Source organism: Rhizobium sp. FG113 (genome assembly GCF_057809895.1).
This window is the reverse complement of sequence record NZ_JBMDKV010000004.1, coordinates 1-16,612: the sequence shown is the minus strand read 5'-3', so window position 1 is coordinate 16,612 and position 16,612 is coordinate 1. Positions and strand designations below refer to the sequence as shown.

Below are 16,612 nucleotides of genomic sequence, written 5' to 3'. Positions count from 1 at the left end.
GCTATGTTTTTATATAAGGCTATCGTCTTTCTTCCCCTGATCGGCGCGATCATCGCCGGCCTTTTCGGCCGCGCGATCGGCGCCAAGGCGTCGGAATTCGTCACGACGGGTCTGATGATCATCGCGGCGGTCTTGTCGTGGTACGTCTTCATCACCGTCGGCATGGGCCATGTCGAAGGCGGCCCGATCAAGGTCGAAGTCCTGCGCTGGATCCAGTCCGGCGGCATCGACGTCTCCTGGTCGCTGCGCATTGACACGCTGGCCTCGGTCATGCTGATCGTCGTCAACTCGGTTTCGACGCTCGTCCATCTCTATTCGATCGGGTACATGCACCATGACCCGCATCGCCCGCGCTTCTTCGCCTATCTGTCGCTCTTCACCTTCGCGATGTTGATGCTGATCACGTCGGATAACCTTGCCCAGATGTTCTTCGGCTGGGAAGGCGTGGGTCTGGCATCCTATCTGCTCATCGGCTTCTGGTTCAAGAAGCCGTCGGCGAACGCCGCCGCGATGAAGGCCTTCATCGTCAACCGCGTTGGCGACTTCGGCTTCATCCTCGGCATCTCGAGCGTTTTCGTTCTCTTCGGCGCCATCAACTTCGACACCATCTTCGCCAATGCCGCGAGCTTCGCGCATGAAGGCGGCGAGGGTGGCGAAGTGGTCCTGAACCTCTTCGGCATGCACCTCGACAAGGCACACGCGCTGACCGGCGCCTGCCTGCTGCTCTTCATGGGCGCGATGGGTAAGTCGGCGCAGTTCCTGCTGCACACCTGGCTGCCTGACGCCATGGAAGGCCCGACGCCTGTGTCGGCGCTCATCCATGCCGCGACCATGGTCACCGCCGGCGTCTTCCTCGTCGCCCGCATGTCGCCGCTGTTCGAACTGTCTCCCGATGCGTTGACCGTCGTCACCATCATCGGTGCGATCACCGCCTTCTTCGCGGCCACCGTCGGCCTCGTGCAGAACGACATCAAGCGCGTCATCGCCTACTCGACCTGCTCGCAGCTCGGCTACATGTTCGTCGCTCTCGGCGTCGGCGCCTATGGCGCGGCCATCTTCCACCTGTTCACGCACGCTTTCTTCAAGGCACTGCTCTTCCTTTGCGCGGGCTCGGTCATCCACGCCGTCGATGGTGAGCAGGACATGAGAAACATGGGTGGCCTGCGTCCGCACATCAAGGTCACGTTCCTGATGATGCTGATCGGTACGCTCGCCATCACCGGCGTCGGCATTCCGTTCACGCCGATCGGCTTCGCCGGCTTCTTCTCGAAGGACGTGATCATCGAGGCGACCTACGCATCGCATTCGCCGGTCGCTGGCTTCGCCTTCGCCATGCTGGTCATCGCGGCTCTGTTCACGAGCTTCTATTCCTGGCGCCTGATGTTCCTCACCTTCTTCAACAAGCCGCGCGCTTCGCACGAGGTCATGCACCACGTGCACGAATCGCCGCAGGTCATGCTGATCCCGCTCTATCTGCTGGCGATCGGCGCGGTCTTCGCGGGCTGGTTCTTCGAAGGACACTTCTACGGCGAGGAATATGCGGAGTTCTGGAAGGGCGCGCTCTTCACCTCGGAGCACAATGAGCTGGTCCACGAGTTCCACCATGTTCCGGCCCTCGTTGCCCTCAGCCCATTCATCGCCATGGTCATCGGTTTCGTGACCGCGTGGTACATGTACATCAAGTCGCCATCGACGCCAGCCGTGCTCGCACGCCAGCATCGGGTGCTCTACCAGTTCCTCTTGAACAAGTGGTACTTCGACGAGCTCTACGACTTCCTCTTCGTCCGTTCGGCAAAGGCCCTTGGCCGGTTCCTGTGGAAGAAGGGTGACGTCGGCGTTATCGACACCTACGGCCCGAACGGCATTGCCGCCCGTGTCGTCGATGTCACCAACCGCGTCGTGCGCCTGCAGAGCGGTTACCTCTATCACTACGCGTTCGCCATGCTGATCGGCGTTGCAGCGCTCGTTACTTGGATGATGCTCGGGAGTGCCCTCTGATGACCGATTGGCCTATTCTTTCCACGGTCAGCTTCCTGCCGTTCGTCGGCGTGGTGCTCCTGCTTTTGATGAATGAGAACGGCCCGAACGGCCGCCGCAACGTTCTCAACATTGCCCTGTTGACGACGGTCGTGACCTTCATCCTGTCGCTCTTCATCTGGATCGGTTTCGACAATGCGAACCCGGGCTTCCAGATGATCGAGAAGCACGGCTGGCTTGGCACGGGCATCAGCTACCATCTCGGTGTCGACGGCATCTCCATGCTGTTCGTCATCCTCTCGACCTTCCTCATGCCCTTCTGCGTGCTCGCCAGCTGGTTCTCGGTGGAGAAGCGCCTGAAGGAATACATGATCGCCTTCCTGATGCTGGAAGTGATGATGGTTGGCGTCTTCGTGTCGCTCGATATCGTTCTCTTCTACGTGTTCTTCGAAGCCGGCCTGATCCCGATGTTCCTGATCATCGGCGTCTGGGGTGGCAAGGATCGCGTCTACGCCAGCTACAAGTTCTTCCTCTACACGCTGCTCGGCTCCGTGCTGATGCTGCTCGCCATCATGGCCATGTACTGGCAGGCCGGCACGACTGATATCTCGGCGCTGCTCGCCTACAAGTTCCCGCCGCACATGCAGACCTGGCTATGGCTGGCCTTCTTCGCCTCCTTCGCGGTGAAGATGCCGATGTGGCCGGTCCACACCTGGCTTCCCGACGCTCACGTTCAGGCGCCGACGGCTGGTTCCGTCATCCTGGCGGGCGTGCTCCTGAAGCTCGGTGGCTACGGCCTCATCCGCTTCTCGCTCGGCATGTTCCCTGTTGCCTCCGATTTCTTCGCGCCCATGGTCTTTGCCATGTCTGTCATTGCCATCATCTACACCTCGCTGGTGGCGCTGATGCAGGAAGACATCAAGAAGCTGATCGCCTATTCCTCGGTTGCCCACATGGGCTACGTAACGATGGGTATCTTCGCGGCCAACGCGCAGGGTCTGCAGGGCTCGATCTTCCAGATGCTGTCGCACGGTATCGTCTCGGGAGCGCTCTTCCTCTGCGTCGGCGTGGTCTATGACCGCACCCACACCCGCGAGATCGCGGCCTATGGCGGCCTCGTCAACAACATGCCGAAATATGCTGTTGCGATGATGGTCTTCACCATGGCGAACGTCGGTCTTCCCGGCACCTCGGGCTTCATTGGCGAATTCCTGACGCTGATCGGTGTGTTCCGGGTCAACAGCTGGGTCGCGCTCTTTGCGGCCACCGGCGTCATTCTCTCGGCCGCTTACGCGCTCTGGCTCTATCGCCGGGTGATCTTCGGCACGCTGGACAAGGAAAAGCTCAAGGCTCTCCTCGACCTGTCGCCGCGCGAGCAGCTGATCCTCTACCCGCTGATTGCTCTGACGATCTTCTTCGGCGTCTATCCGGCTCCGGTCTTCGACGTGACCGCTGCCTCCGTCGACCATCTGATCAACAGCTATTCGGCCGCAGTCCAGGCAGCGCATGACGTCGCGCTGTCGATGAAATGATGACGGGACTTTTGTGATATGACCTCTGAAACACTACTCGCAAGCCTGCATCTTTCGATACCGGAACTGATCCTTGCGATCGGCTCTCTGGTCCTGCTGATGATCGGCGTATTCTCGGGAGAGCGCTCCGGCCGCATGGTCAGCGTTCTCGCGATCATCCTGTTGGCGGTCGCGGCCCTCTGGCTGGTCTTCGCTCCGAGCGAAGGCCTCGCCTATGGCGGCGTCTTCCTGGCTGATGGCTTCGGCCGCTTCATGAAGGTGACGGCGCTGGTCGGCTCCATCGTGGCGCTGTTCATGTCGCTCGGCCTTGCCAAGGAAAACCAGCTCGACAAGTTCGAGTTCCCGGTTCTGATCGTGCTCTGCACGCTCGGCATCCTGCTGATGATTTCGGCCAACGACCTGATCTCGCTCTACCTCGGCCTCGAGCTGCAGTCGCTCGCGATCTACGTCATCGCCGCGATCAACCGCGACAGCGTCAAGTCGACCGAAGCCGGCCTGAAGTACTTCGTGCTCGGCGCTCTCTCCTCCGGCATGCTGCTCTACGGCATGTCGCTGGTTTACGGTTTCACCGGCCACACCCACTTCGCCGATATCGCCCAGGCGCTGACGGTGGATGGCGCTCGCTCGCTCGGCCTGATCTTCGGTCTGGTCTTCATCCTCGCCGGCATCGCCTTCAAGATCTCGGCCGTTCCGTTCCACATGTGGACGCCGGATGTTTACGAAGGTGCGCCGACCCCGGTCACCGCCTTCCTGGCCAGCGCGCCGAAGATCGCCGCCATGGCCATGATGACGCGTATCGTCATCACCGCCTTCCAGCCCGTCATGGCGGACTGGCAGCAGGTCGTGGTCTTCATCTCGATTGCCTCGATGCTGCTCGGCTCGTTTGCCGCGATCGGCCAGAAGAACATCAAGCGACTGATGGCCTACTCGTCCATCGGTCACATGGGCTACGCGCTGGTCGGTCTTGCCGCCGGCTCGCAGACGGGCGTTTCGGGCGTGATGCTCTACATGCTCATCTACATGGTCATGACGCTGGGCTCCTTCGCGATCATCATGTCGATGCGCCGCAAGGATGGCACCGTTGTCGAAAACGTGGCTGATCTCGCGGGCCTTTCGACCACCAATCCGATGATGGCGACGGTTCTCACCATCCTGATGTTCTCGCTGGCCGGTATTCCGCCGCTGGCAGGCTTCTTCGGGAAATACTTCGTCTTCGTCGCCGCCATCGAAGCCAAGCTCTATGCGCTTGCCATCATCGGCGTCCTCGCATCGGTAGTCGGCGCTTACTACTACCTGCGCGTCATCAAGCTGATGTGGTTCGATGAAGCTACCGGCGAATTCGCCCGCGTGTCCGGCTCGCTGCGCCTGGTCTTCGGCGTTTCCGGCCTGTTCGTTCTCGCCTATGTCCTCATCGGCGGTCCGATCGGTGGTGCTGCCGAACTCGCAGCCGCGACGCTGTTCTGATGAGCTTCGACCCACGGCGCCTGAAGTCGCTCGATGACTTCAGGCACGAGGCTCTGTCGGAGACATTGTCCACCAATAGCGAATGCCTTGCCCGGGCCCGGGCAGGGGATGCCGGTCGCCTCTGGGTGACCGCGGAAAGACAGACCGGCGGCCGCGGCCGCCGTGGTCGTCCCTGGGTGTCTGAGCCCGGCAATCTCTACGCCTCTCTTCTCCTGATCGATCCGGCGCCGATGGAGCGCATCTCGTCCCTGCCGCTGGCGATTGCTGTGGCCGTGCACGAGGCGGTACGGATGGTTCTGCCGCCGAGCGCAGAGCCGCTCGAGGTCAAGTGGCCGAACGACATCCTGATCGGCCGCAAGAAGACATGCGGCATTCTGATGGAAGGCGAGGCCCTGGCCGACGGCCGCTACGCCCTTGTCATCGGCATCGGCATCAACGTCGCCTTCATGCCCGACAATCCGCTCTATCCCGTGACGTGCCTGCGAGAGCAGGGAAGTTCCGCCTCTCCACAGGAACTCTTCGCGCACCTGTTCGCATCCATGGCCGATGTGCTATCAGCGTGGGACCGCGGCCGCGGTATTCGCGATATCACCGCCCGTTGGCGCGACGTCGCTTGCGGTATCGGCGAAAAGATAACCGTGAATCTGCCGGACCGTTCGATTTCCGGCCACTTCAGCGGAATTGATGATAATGGCCTGTTGCTGCTCGATACGGGGGCAGGCAGGATGATGACGATCGCCGCCGGCGACGTCTTCTTTGGATGATTGGAAAAACAAGCAGTATGGCGAAGCAGGACGAACTGGTATTTCTGCCTTTGGGCGGCGTTGGCGAGATCGGTATGAATCTCGCCCTTTACGGCTATGGCCCGTCCGCGCATCGCCAGTGGATCATGGTCGACTGCGGCGTGACCTTCCCGGGTCCAGATTTGCCGGGTGTCGATCTGGTTCTGCCCGATATCCGCTTCCTCGCCAAGGAACGCAAGAACCTGAAGGCGATCTTCATCACCCACGCGCATGAGGATCACTATGGCGCGCTGGCCGATCTGTGGCCGGGCCTCAATGTGCCTGTCTACGCGTCAGGCTTCACGGCCGGGCTCCTGGAAGCCAAGCGCAACTACGAGAAGTCGACGATGGTCGAAATCCCGATCACGCCGTTCACTGCGGGCACCGTCGTCAATGTCGGCCCCTTCAGCGTCGAGGGCGTGGCCGTCAACCACTCGATCCCCGAGCCGATGTCGTTGATGATCCGCACGCCTTTGGGCAACGTCATCCACACCGGCGATTGGAAAATCGACCACGAGCCGTCGCTTGGCCCGCTGACCGACGAGGCACGCTTCCGCCAGCTCGGCGATGAAGGCGTACTCGCCTTGATGTGCGATTCGACCAATGCGCTCCGCGACGGCGTCTCGCCGTCCGAAAAGGACGTTTCGGAAAGCCTGCGCAAGATTATCGAGAATGCCGAAGGTCGCGTCGCGATCACCACCTTCTCCTCGAACGTGGGCCGTATCCGCACCGTGGCCGAAGCCGCCGAGGCCGCCGGACGCGAAGTCCTGTTGCTCGGCAGCTCGCTGAAGCGCGTCGTCAACGTCTCCCGCGATCTCGGCCTGCTCGATGGCATCAAGCCGTTCATCGCCGAAGAGGAATACGGCTATATTCCGCGCGAAAACGTCGTCGTCATCCTCACCGGCAGCCAGGGCGAGCCGCGCGCAGCCCTTGCCAAGCTGTCGCGTGACGAGATGCGCAACGTGGCGCTGGCTGCGGGCGACACGGTCGTCTTCTCCTCGCGCGCCATCCCGGGCAACGAGAAGGCCATTCAGGACATCAAGAACGGCCTCGTCGAGCAGGGCGTTCACATCATTACCGATAGCGAAGCGCTCGTTCACGTCTCCGGCCACCCGCGCCGCAACGAGTTGCAGAAGATGTACGAACTGACGCGGCCGACCGTCGTCGTTCCCGTGCACGGCGAAGCCACGCATCTGACCGCCCACAAGGAGCTCGCGGAGCAATCCGGCATCTCCACCGTTCCGCGCGTGCGCAACGGCGATGTCCTGCGCCTGGCGCCCGGTACGGTGGAAGTGATCGACGAAGCCCCGCATGGCCGCATCTTCAAGGACGGCACGCTGATCGGCGATTTCGACGAAATGGGCATCGGCGACCGCAAGAAGCTCTCCTATGTCGGCCATGTCGCGCTGAACGTCGTGATCGACGCCCGCTTCGATATCATCGGCGAACCCGACATGGTGGCGATCGGCCTGCCTGTCTACGACGATGAAGGCGATGAGTTCGAAGACACGCTCTATGACGCCGCGCTGAGCGCCTTCGAGAGCATTCCGCGCGCACGCCGCAAGGATCTGGACCTGTTGCAGGAATCGATGCGCCGCGCGGTCCGTTCGACGGCGAACCAGATTTGGGGCAAGAAGCCGCTGGTCACCGTCTTCGTCACCAAGGTCTGATCCGATGCTCGGCCGCGTCAACCATGTCGCCATAGCCGTTCCCGATCTCGCAGCCGCCACGGCCGCATATCGGGATACGCTCGGCGCCACGGTATCGGCGGCCGAGGCATTGCCGGAACACGGCGTCACCGTCGTTTTCGTCGAACTGCCGAATACCAAGGTCGAACTGCTCGAGCCGCTCGGCCCGCAATCCCCGATAACGGCCTTCCTGGAGAAGAACCCATCAGGTGGCATGCATCACATCTGTTATGAGGTGAGCGATATCATCGCGGCCCGCGACCAGATGCTTAGCTCCGGGGCGAGGGTGCTTGGAAATGGCGAGCCGAAGATCGGCGCCCACGGCAAGCCCGTGCTCTTCCTGCACCCCAAGGATTTCTTCGGCACGCTGATCGAGCTCGAGCAGGTCTGATCGCTGCGGCAGAGTGACCCAAACGCCGCAGAGAACGCACAAGCCTCTCAACACCGCTTTGTATCGTCGCTGTTCCGTCTTATAAGGGCGGTGGCCCGATGCGGCCGCTTGGGTGGGAGATCTTATGCTGCAGACATTTCTACAGGGCTTTGCCGTCTACTTCATCGTCTGGTGGATGACACTCTTTGCCGTCTTGCCGATCGGCTTGCGGACGCAGGCGGAGGACGACGATATCGTGCTTGGCACCGTGCACAGCGCTCCAACGCGTTTTCGACCGCTCTTCACCTTCTCGCTGACGACGCTGGTCTCCGCCGTCATCTACACCCTCTGGTATGTCTCTTCGACCTACTTCGGCTGGGGCTTCGATGCCCTCCCGCAGATCGGCCCGTCATTCTCTAACGTCTGAGGGCGTTTGCTCACCAATTGAGCAGATGCGAGAGAAAGTGCGTCATACGCATGTCATCAAGTTGCGGCATGGAGGTGCCGTAACGGAATGGGCAGCTTACGTTGCGGAAGATGGGCGTTTCGAGCGAGGGGCGTGGTGTCGAAAAGCCAAAAAAAAACAAGGCTAAAAGCCTTGTTTTAAGTATCGCGTGATCCTTAACCGTTACCGGGGCTGCGACAAGCGCGCCTAAGATCTGATCCTCCCAAGACTTGACCGCGAAAATGGTAGGGATTTGAACTCCCTGCCTGTTTTGTGGGCTAAAGCTAGCTCAAAGATTGTGCTTTGTCATCAGATTTTTTTGCATTTTTGCTACACTCGAGTAAATTTTTTCTGTTGATAAGAGTTTCGCGCAAGTCATTATAATTTCGCCGCTTTCTTGGTTTCTTCGGTTTGCGGGCTCCAACTTGCTCTAAGAGAAGCCTGTGGAAATCCCTCGCGGGTTTCCTTCCTGCCGCGAAGCGGTTATGAACGCTGCCAACATTGTGATTGCCTTCGATTCCGCTATTTGGCGGCGTCTCAACAGCTCTGGAATTCGCCATGCGTCTGTCTCGCTACTTCATGCCCATCCTCAAGGAAAACCCCAAGGAGGCTGAAATTGTCTCCCACCGGTTGATGCTGCGCGCCGGCATGATCCGGCAGCAGTCGCAGGGGATCTACTCCTGGCTGCCGCTGGGCAAGCGCGTGCTCGACAAGGTCAACAACATCATCCGCGAGGAGCAGAACCGCTCCGGCGCCATCGAGCTCTCGATGCCGACCCTGCAGTCGGCCGAGCTCTGGCAGGAAAGCGGGCGCTATGACGCCTACGGCAAGGAGATGCTGCGCATCAAGGACCGTCAGGACCGTCCGATGCTGTACGGCCCGACCAACGAAGAGATGGTCACCGATATTTTCCGGTCTTCGGTCAAGTCTTACAAGGACTTGCCGCTGAACCTCTATCACATCCAGCTGAAGTTCCGCGACGAGATCCGTCCGCGCTTCGGCACCATGCGCTCGCGCGAATTCATGATGAAGGACGCCTATTCCTTCGACATGACCCGCGAAGGCGCCGAGCATTCCTACAAGAAGATGTTCGCGGCCTATCTGCGCACCTTCGATCGTCTCGGCCTGCGCGCCATTCCCATGCGCGCCGACACCGGCCCGATCGGCGGCGATCTCAGCCACGAGTTCATCATCCTTGCCGACACCGGTGAATCGGAAGTCTACAGCCACAAGGATTTCGTGAATTTCGATATCCCCTCGGTCGACACCAACTTTGACGACGTCGCCGGTCTGGACGCGATCTTCAAGAAGTGGACCTCGGTTTACGCCGCCACGTCCGAGATGCACGACGAAGCCGCTTTCGACGCCATCCCCGAGAGCGATCGCCTTTCCGCACGCGGAATTGAAGTCGGCCATATCTTCTACTTCGGCACGAAATATTCCGAGCCGATGGGCGCGAAGGTGCAGGGACCGGATGGCAAGGAACACGCCGTCCACATGGGATCCTACGGTATCGGCCCGACACGCCTTGTTCCCGCCATCATCGAAGCATCGCATGACGAGAACGGAATCATCTGGCCGGCCTCGGTTGCGCCTTTCGATGTCGTCGTGATCAACATGAAGGCCGGCGATGCAGCTTGCGACGCCGCCTGCGAGAAGATCTACGCGGAGCTCTCCAAGGCCGGCGTCGATGTTCTCTATGACGATACCGACGATCGCGCCGGCACCAAGTTCGCAACCGCGGACCTGATCGGCGTGCCCGTACAGATCATCGCCGGCCCGCGCGCGGTCGCGAACGGCGAAGTGGAAGTCAAGGACCGCAAGACCGGTGCCCGCGAAACGATGACCATCGACGCGGCAATCAATAAGCTCTTGGGCTAAGAAGAAGGCGGGAGGCGAAATGGCAGACGCAGCGGTGAGCCAGCAGGGATCCAAATCCGGCTCGGCTGCGGCCAGCAGGCCATTTTCCGCTTTCGAGCGACTTGTGGCGTGGCGCTATCTGCGCGCACGCCGCAAGGAAGCCTTCATCTCGGTGATCGCGGGCTTCTCCTTCATCGGCATCATGCTCGGCGTCGCGACGCTGATCATCGTCATGGCCGTGATGAACGGCTTCCGCACCGAGCTGATCTCGCGCATCCTCGGCATCAACGGCCACATGATCGTGCAGCCGGTCGATGGTCCGTTCACGGATTATCCGGCGCTGACCGATCGCCTGGGCGCCGTCCCCGGCATCAAAGTGGCGCTGCCGCTCGTCGAAGGCCAGACGCTGGCCTCCGGTGCCGGCGGTGCTGGCACCGGCGCGCTGGTTCGCGGCATTCGCGCCGAAGACCTGAGCAAGGTGAAAACCGTCTCCGACAACATCAAGTCCGGCGACCTCGTCGGTTTTGCGGCTGGCCAGGGCGTTCTCATCGGCTCGCGCATGGCCGACCAGCTGGGACTGCAGGCGGGCGACAATATTACGCTGATATCACCGGAAGGTGACGTGACGCCGATGGGCATCAATCCGCGCGTCAAATCCTACAAGGTCTCGGGCATCTTCGAGATCGGCATGTCGGAATATGACGCGACGATCATCTATATGCCGCTCGAGGAAGCGCAGCTCTATTTCAACGCCGAAGGGCTGGTTCAGTCGATCGAACTCTTCGTCGACAATCCCGACAATATCGACGAGCTTCGCCCCAAGGTGGAGGCCGCCGCTGGCCGGCAGATCGCGATCACCGACTGGCGCCAACGCAACCAGACCTTCTTCTCGGCGCTGCAGGTCGAGCGCAACGTCATGTTCATGATCCTGACGCTGATCGTTCTCGTCGCCGCCCTGAATATCATCTCCGGCCTCATCATGCTGGTGAAGGACAAGGGCAGCGATATCGCGATCCTCAGAACCATGGGCGCGAGCTCCGGCGCCATCATGCGGATCTTCTTTATGACTGGCGCCGCCATCGGCCTGGTTGGCACCTTCGCCGGCGTGCTGCTCGGCGTCATCGTCTGCATCAATATCGAGAAGATCCGCGCGTTCTTCTCCTGGCTGTCGGGTACGGTCCTGTTTGACCCGCAGCTCTACTTCCTCAGCCAGCTCCCGGCCAAGATGGAGGTCGGCGAAACGGTCTCCGTCGTCGTCATGGCGCTGACGCTGTCTTTCTTCGCGACAATCTTCCCCGCATGGCGCGCTTCCAAGCTCGATCCCGTGCAGGCCCTGCGCTACGAATAAGGAATGCTGATTACATGAAGCGGAATACCGTTCTCAAGCTTTCCGGCGTCGAGCGTCACTATGGCCAGGGCGAGACCCAGCTTTCGATCCTCAAGAAGGCGGACCTGACCATCAACAGCGGCGAGATCGTCGCGCTTGTGGCTCCATCAGGCACCGGCAAGTCGACCCTGCTGCACCTGGCGGGCCTGCTTGAGCATCCCGATGGCGGCGAAGTCACCATCAGCGGCAATGCCTGCAATGGCCTCTCCGACGACAAGCGTACGGCGATCCGCCGCAGCGAGATCGGCTTCGTCTATCAGTTCCACCACCTGCTTCCCGAATTCTCGGCGCTCGAAAACATCATGATGCCGCAGATGATCGCCGGTCTGCCGCGCAACGAAGCCAAGGTGCGAGCAGGGCAGCTGCTCGACTACATGCGCATCGGCCACCGTGGCGCCCATCGTCCGGGCGAATTGTCTGGTGGTGAACAGCAGCGCGTGGCGATCGCCCGCGCCGTCGCTAACGCGCCGAGCCTTCTGCTCGCCGACGAACCAACAGGCAATCTCGACCCCGAGACGGCCAGCTATGTCTTCGAAGCCTTGGAAGCGTTGGTGCGCCAGTCCGGCCTCGCGGCGCTGATCGCCACCCACAACCACGAGCTCGCGGCCCGCATGGACCGCCGTGTCACCATCGCCGACGGCAAGGTCGTGGATTTCTGAGATTTCACAGCCGGGCAGGAGCAGTCTAGCCGCCGCAGATCGACTGCCCGGTTTCGTCCTTCCAATCGGCAATCGCGATCGTCCGCGCCTCGGCCTTCGCATCCTTTCCGTCCCGCTGCAGCTTGCCGGTAAGCGCATTGTAGTCGCATGAGCCGCCGCCGTCCGGATTTAGCGTGTCGTAATGGCTGTAGGTGTAGCCGGCGACGACGAATTGATTGTTTCGGTAGGCAAGGGTCAGCGTCTGCTCCCAGCGGTCGCGACCGATGGCGCTGTTCTGCGAATGGATCGCGATCGAGCTCTTGCCCGCCGCCTTGATCGACGGCTCCTGGCCGTAAATCCCCTCAGCCACCGTTGTTCCCCAGATCTTGCCGGGCGCGCTGGTCGCAAGCCGCAACAGGTCGTGGTCATCCCGCAGATAAATGTAGACGCCAAGCTGGTCGTCGGCGGCATTATCTGGGGCCCCGGCGAGCAGCGCCAGATCCGGCTTGCCATCGCCGTTCCAGTCGCCGATGGCCGCATCGACGATGCGCGCCGGATCGGGATCCGCGCCGAAGGCCGCGTTGGCTGAAAGCAGGACTGCCACAAAGATGAATCGACGCATGCTCGTCTCCCGTTTGCCGTTAACCAAACAGAAAACAATCCTGTTGACAACGGAACAAGAGCGGAACAAAATAAAAACATAAGAGCACAGGAGAGCCAAATGACTGACATGATCCGCGATATCGCAGCATTCACCTCCATCGCAATGTTCATTGCCAGCTTCTCTTTGATCTGCATGGCAATTTAAGAATAACGGGGACCGCATGGCTGTCATGCGGTCCGATGGTACCCGCCTCTCTGGACATCGTCCTCCCCAAATCCGACAATGCATCCGATTCATACGGATGCGCGGAAAGGCATATCATGGCGGGCACTGAAAACGGCGCGAGCGACTTCATCGGCGGTACGCCGGGCTTCGTTCACCTGCGTGTGCACTCCGCCTTCTCTCTGCTTGAGGGGGCGCTGCCGCTCAAGAAGATTCTCTACAAGGCATCGGGCGATAGCCAGCCGGCAATCGCCATCACCGATACCAACAATCTGTTCGTCGCACTGGAATTTGCGCAGAAATCGATGGACGAAGGTCTGCAGCCGATCATCGGCTGCCAGGTCTCCATCGACATGGAAGACGGGCTTGAGACCGAGCGCCGCGGCCAGCAGCAGCTGGCGAAACTGCCGTCGATCGTGCTCCTGTCTGCCACCGACGCCGGCTACGAGCGGCTGGTGGATCTCGTCAGCCGCGCCTATCTCAGCGGCGAGGGCGCCGGCCAGGCGGTCCACATCAAGGCGTCGTGGCTCGACGAGCTCGGCACCGAGGGCCTGATCGCGCTGTCAGGCGCATCGACCGGCCCGATCGACATGCCGTTGAAAGAGGGGCACATCGCGCCGGCGACCGCGCGCTTGCTGTCTCTGAAGGAGAAGTTCGGCGACCGGCTCTACATGGAGCTTCAGCGCCAGGGCACCTATGACAAGCGCCACGAGCAGCGTGTGATCGGCCTTGCCTATGAGCACGAGATCCCGCTGGTCGCGACCAACGAGGCCTTCTTCCCGACCCGCGACGATTATGACGCGCACGATGCGCTGATGGCCGTGGCGCACAATGCCATCGTCTCCGACGACACGCGTTTTCGCCTGACGCCGGATCACTATCTGAAGAGCCGCGCCGAGATGGTGAAGCTTTTCGCCGATCTGCCCGAGGCGCTTGAGAACACGGTGGAAATCGCCCGCCGCTGCTCCTTCGTCTTGAAGACCCGCAAGCCGATCCTGCCGCGCTTCACCGGCGCCACCGCCGATCCGGAAGAGGCGGAGCGCGCCGAATCGCTGGAGCTGCGCCGCCAGGCGGTCGAGGGTCTCGATATGCGCCTGCAGACACTCGGCATGTCGGCGGGCTACGAGGAAAAGGACTACCGCGACCGCCTGGAATTCGAGCTCAGCGTTATCGAACGCATGAAATTCCCCGGCTACTTCCTGATCGTTGCCGACTTCATCAAGTGGGCGAAGCTGCAGGATATTCCGGTCGGCCCCGGCCGTGGTTCCGGCGCGGGCTCGCTGGTCGCCTATGCGCTCACCATTACCGACGTCGATCCGCTGCGCTTCTCGCTACTTTTCGAACGCTTCCTCAATCCGGAACGCGTCTCGATGCCCGACTTCGATATCGACTTCTGCCAGGATCGCCGCGAAGAGGTGATCCGCTACGTGCAGAAGAAGTATGGCCGCGAGCAGGTGGCGCAGATCATCACCTTCGGTTCGCTGCAGGCGCGCGCGGCTCTTCGCGACGTCGGTCGCGTGCTTGAAATGCCCTACGGCCAAGTCGACAAGATCTGCAAGCTGGTGCCCAACAACCCGGCCAACCCGACACCGCTGTCAAAGGCGATCGAGGAAGAGCCTAAGCTGCAGGAAGAGGCCGACAAGGAGCCCGTCGTCGCCCGCCTGCTCGACATCGCCCAGAAGATCGAAGGTCTCTACCGCCACGCCTCGACCCACGCCGCCGGTATCGTCATCGGCGACCGCCCGCTGTCGAAGCTGGTGCCGATGTATCGCGATCCGCGCTCTGACATGCCGGTCACCCAGTTCAACATGAAGTGGGTCGAGCAGGCCGGTCTCGTCAAGTTCGACTTCCTCGGCCTGAAGACGCTGACGACGCTGAAGGTCGCCGTCGATTTCGTCGCCAAGCGCGGCATCAAGGTTGATCTCGCCGCGATCCCGCTGGATGACAAGCTGACCTACGAGATGCTCTCGCGCGGCGAAACGGTCGGCGTGTTCCAGGTGGAAAGTGCTGGCATGCGCAAGGCGCTAATCGGCATGCGGCCGGACTGCATCGAGGACATCATCGCGCTCGTGGCGCTATATCGTCCGGGTCCGATGGAGAACATCCCGACCTACAATGCCCGCAAGCATGGCGAGGAAGAGCTCGAATCGATCCATCCGACCATCGACTATCTGCTGAAGGAAACGCAGGGCGTTATCGTCTACCAGGAGCAGGTCATGCAGATCGCCCAGGTGCTCTCGGGCTATTCGCTCGGCGAGGCCGATCTTCTGCGCCGCGCCATGGGTAAGAAGATCAAGGCGGAGATGGACCAGCAGCGCGAGCGCTTCGTCGTCGGCGCCGTCAAGAACGGCGTGTCGAAGCCGCAGGCCGATAACATCTTCGAGCTTCTGGCGAAGTTCGCCAACTACGGCTTCAACAAGTCGCATGCGGCCGCCTACGCCATCGTCTCCTATCAGACGGCCTACATGAAGGCGCATTATCCGGTCGAGTTCCTCGCCGCCTCGATGACGCTCGATATGTCGAACACCGAAAAGGTCAACGACTTCCGCCAGGATGCCAAGCGCCTCGGTATCGAGGTGATCGCGCCCTCCGTGCAGACCTCGTTCCGCCACTTCCAGACCGGCGACAACCGCATCTATTACGCGCTGGCGGCCCTGAAGGGTGTCGGCGAATCGGCCGTCGATCATATCGTCGAGGTGCGCGGCGACACGCCCTTCGCCAGCCTCGAGGATTTCTGCCTGCGCATCGATCCCAAGCAGGTGAACCGACGTGTGTTGGAAAGCCTGATCTTCGCCGGCGCCTTCGATTGCTTCGATCTTGATCGCGCCCAGCTCTCTGGCGGCATCGATCGCATCATGGGCTATGCCCAGCGCGCCCAGGAAAACAAGCTGAGCGGCCAGTCGGATATCTTCGGTGGCGTGTTGTCATCGGGTCCGGAAAAGATCTCGATGCCGCCCTTCTCGCCCTGGCTGCCCTCCGAGCGCCTGCTCAAGGAATTCCAGGTCCTCGGTTTCTATCTGACGGCCCATCCGCTCGACAGCTACAGTAGCGTGCTGGAGAAAATGCGCGTCCAGACCTTCGGTGATTTCGCGGCCGCCGTGAAGCAGGGCGCCAGCAATGCGCGCCTCGCGGGAACCGTCATCTCCAAGCAGGAGCGCAAGACGCGCACCGGCAACAAGATGGGCATCATCGTCTTCTCGGATTCATCAGGCCAGTTCGAAGCGGTGCTCTTCTCTGAGATGCTGAACCAGTATCGCGACATGCTGGAATCGGGAAAATCCTTCGTCATCACCGCGACCGGCGAAGAGCGGCCCGAGGGCATCGGCCTGCGCATCCAGACGATCCAGTCGCTGGAGGAAAAGTCGCTGCAGATGCAGAAGGCGCTGCGCGTCTATGTCCGCGATTCCGGCCCGCTGCGCGCCGTTGCCGCCCACCTTAACGCCAGGGGCGACGGCCTCGTCTCCTTCATCGTCATCAAGGAGGACGGCAAGCGCGAGATCGAGGTGGAGTTGGCGCAGAAATACCGGATCACGCCCGAAATCGCCGCCGCCATGCGCTCGGCCCCCGGAGTGATCGATGTGGAGCTGGTTTAGAGCCTTTCCTGGTTAGCTTGAAGCATTCTGCCGGAGCAGGTTTTCGTCAG

At 61.2% G+C, this 16,612-nt stretch carries 12 protein-coding genes; 11 read left to right on the top strand and 1 reads right to left on the bottom strand.

Annotated features, from left to right (window positions below):
• The first annotated feature begins 3 nt into the window (after positions 1-3).
• From nuoL to ACODTZ_RS12955, 10 genes are all read left to right on the top strand, one after another.
• A complete protein-coding gene (gene nuoL / locus ACODTZ_RS13000; RefSeq protein WP_489026244.1) occupies positions 4-1,998 on the top strand; it encodes an NADH-quinone oxidoreductase subunit L in 1,995 nt (664 codons plus the stop codon).
• Positions 1,998-3,509, top strand: coding sequence for an NADH-quinone oxidoreductase subunit M (locus tag ACODTZ_RS12995; protein WP_489026243.1), 1,512 nt, complete (start codon positions 1,998-2,000; stop codon positions 3,507-3,509). The genes nuoL and ACODTZ_RS12995 overlap by 1 nt, the downstream gene beginning before the upstream one ends.
• An 18-nt stretch (positions 3,510-3,527) precedes the next feature.
• A complete protein-coding gene (gene nuoN / locus ACODTZ_RS12990) occupies positions 3,528-4,973 on the top strand; it encodes an NADH-quinone oxidoreductase subunit NuoN (protein WP_018900199.1) in 1,446 nt (481 codons plus the stop codon).
• On the top strand, positions 4,973-5,737 hold the full coding sequence (locus ACODTZ_RS12985) for a biotin--[acetyl-CoA-carboxylase] ligase (RefSeq protein WP_112941540.1): 765 nt from the start codon (positions 4,973-4,975) through the stop codon (positions 5,735-5,737). Before nuoN ends, ACODTZ_RS12985 begins: the two co-directional genes overlap by 1 nt.
• A 17-nt stretch (positions 5,738-5,754) precedes the next feature.
• Complete coding sequence (locus ACODTZ_RS12980) at positions 5,755-7,425, top strand: ribonuclease J (RefSeq protein WP_018900197.1); 1,671 nt, start codon at positions 5,755-5,757, stop codon at positions 7,423-7,425.
• Positions 7,426-7,429: 4 nt separating this feature from the next.
• Positions 7,430-7,834: a methylmalonyl-CoA epimerase gene (gene mce, locus ACODTZ_RS12975; RefSeq protein WP_112979521.1), complete on the top strand. Its 405-nt coding sequence runs from the start codon at positions 7,430-7,432 to the stop codon at positions 7,832-7,834.
• A 124-nt stretch (positions 7,835-7,958) separates the two neighbouring features.
• The gene (locus ACODTZ_RS12970; protein ID WP_018900195.1) at positions 7,959-8,240 is read left to right on the top strand and encodes a DUF1467 family protein; all 282 of its coding nucleotides are present in this window, start codon (positions 7,959-7,961) and stop codon (positions 8,238-8,240) included.
• A 576-nt stretch (positions 8,241-8,816) separates the two neighbouring features.
• On the top strand, positions 8,817-10,139 hold the full coding sequence (proS, locus tag ACODTZ_RS12965; RefSeq protein ID WP_018900194.1) for a proline--tRNA ligase: 1,323 nt from the start codon (positions 8,817-8,819) through the stop codon (positions 10,137-10,139).
• 19 nt (positions 10,140-10,158) lie between these two features.
• The gene (locus ACODTZ_RS12960; RefSeq protein ID WP_489026240.1) at positions 10,159-11,466 is read left to right on the top strand and encodes a lipoprotein-releasing ABC transporter permease subunit; all 1,308 of its coding nucleotides are present in this window, start codon (positions 10,159-10,161) and stop codon (positions 11,464-11,466) included.
• Between the two features lie 14 nt (positions 11,467-11,480).
• A complete protein-coding gene (locus ACODTZ_RS12955; protein ID WP_111561297.1) occupies positions 11,481-12,164 on the top strand; it encodes an ABC transporter ATP-binding protein in 684 nt (227 codons plus the stop codon).
• A gap of 25 nt (positions 12,165-12,189) precedes the next feature.
• On the opposite strand, the gene ACODTZ_RS12950 is transcribed toward ACODTZ_RS12955, so the two are convergent.
• Positions 12,190-12,765 (bottom strand): hypothetical protein, encoded by a 576-nt coding sequence (locus ACODTZ_RS12950; protein WP_489026238.1) that lies wholly within the window; start codon positions 12,763-12,765, stop codon positions 12,190-12,192.
• Positions 12,766-13,067: 302 nt separating this feature from the next.
• Between ACODTZ_RS12950 and dnaE the strand changes: the two genes are divergently transcribed.
• Positions 13,068-16,562 carry a DNA polymerase III subunit alpha gene (dnaE, locus tag ACODTZ_RS12945; protein WP_489026236.1) on the top strand — a complete coding sequence of 1,165 codons (3,495 nt, stop codon included), beginning with the start codon at positions 13,068-13,070 and terminating at the stop codon, positions 16,560-16,562.
• The last annotated feature ends 50 nt before the right edge of the window (positions 16,563-16,612 follow it).

Excerpts from the sequence above, each read along its gene's own strand:
- nuoL (WP_489026244.1), top strand. The coding sequence starts at position 4 with ATGTTTTTATATAAGGCTATCGTCTTTCTTCCCCTGATCGGCGCGATC.
- ACODTZ_RS12995 (WP_489026243.1), top strand. The coding sequence starts at position 1,998 with ATGACCGATTGGCCTATTCTTTCCACGGTCAGCTTCCTGCCGTTCGTC.
- nuoN (WP_018900199.1), top strand. The coding sequence starts at position 3,528 with ATGACCTCTGAAACACTACTCGCAAGCCTGCATCTTTCGATACCGGAA.
- ACODTZ_RS12985 (WP_112941540.1), top strand. The coding sequence starts at position 4,973 with ATGAGCTTCGACCCACGGCGCCTGAAGTCGCTCGATGACTTCAGGCAC.
- ACODTZ_RS12980 (WP_018900197.1), top strand. The coding sequence starts at position 5,755 with ATGGCGAAGCAGGACGAACTGGTATTTCTGCCTTTGGGCGGCGTTGGC.
- mce (WP_112979521.1), top strand. The coding sequence starts at position 7,430 with ATGCTCGGCCGCGTCAACCATGTCGCCATAGCCGTTCCCGATCTCGCA.
- ACODTZ_RS12970 (WP_018900195.1), top strand. The coding sequence starts at position 7,959 with ATGCTGCAGACATTTCTACAGGGCTTTGCCGTCTACTTCATCGTCTGG.
- proS (WP_018900194.1), top strand. The coding sequence starts at position 8,817 with ATGCGTCTGTCTCGCTACTTCATGCCCATCCTCAAGGAAAACCCCAAG.
- ACODTZ_RS12960 (WP_489026240.1), top strand. The coding sequence starts at position 10,159 with ATGGCAGACGCAGCGGTGAGCCAGCAGGGATCCAAATCCGGCTCGGCT.
- ACODTZ_RS12955 (WP_111561297.1), top strand. The coding sequence starts at position 11,481 with ATGAAGCGGAATACCGTTCTCAAGCTTTCCGGCGTCGAGCGTCACTAT.
- ACODTZ_RS12950 (WP_489026238.1), bottom strand. The coding sequence starts at position 12,765 with ATGCGTCGATTCATCTTTGTGGCAGTCCTGCTTTCAGCCAACGCGGCC.
- dnaE (WP_489026236.1), top strand. The coding sequence starts at position 13,068 with ATGGCGGGCACTGAAAACGGCGCGAGCGACTTCATCGGCGGTACGCCG.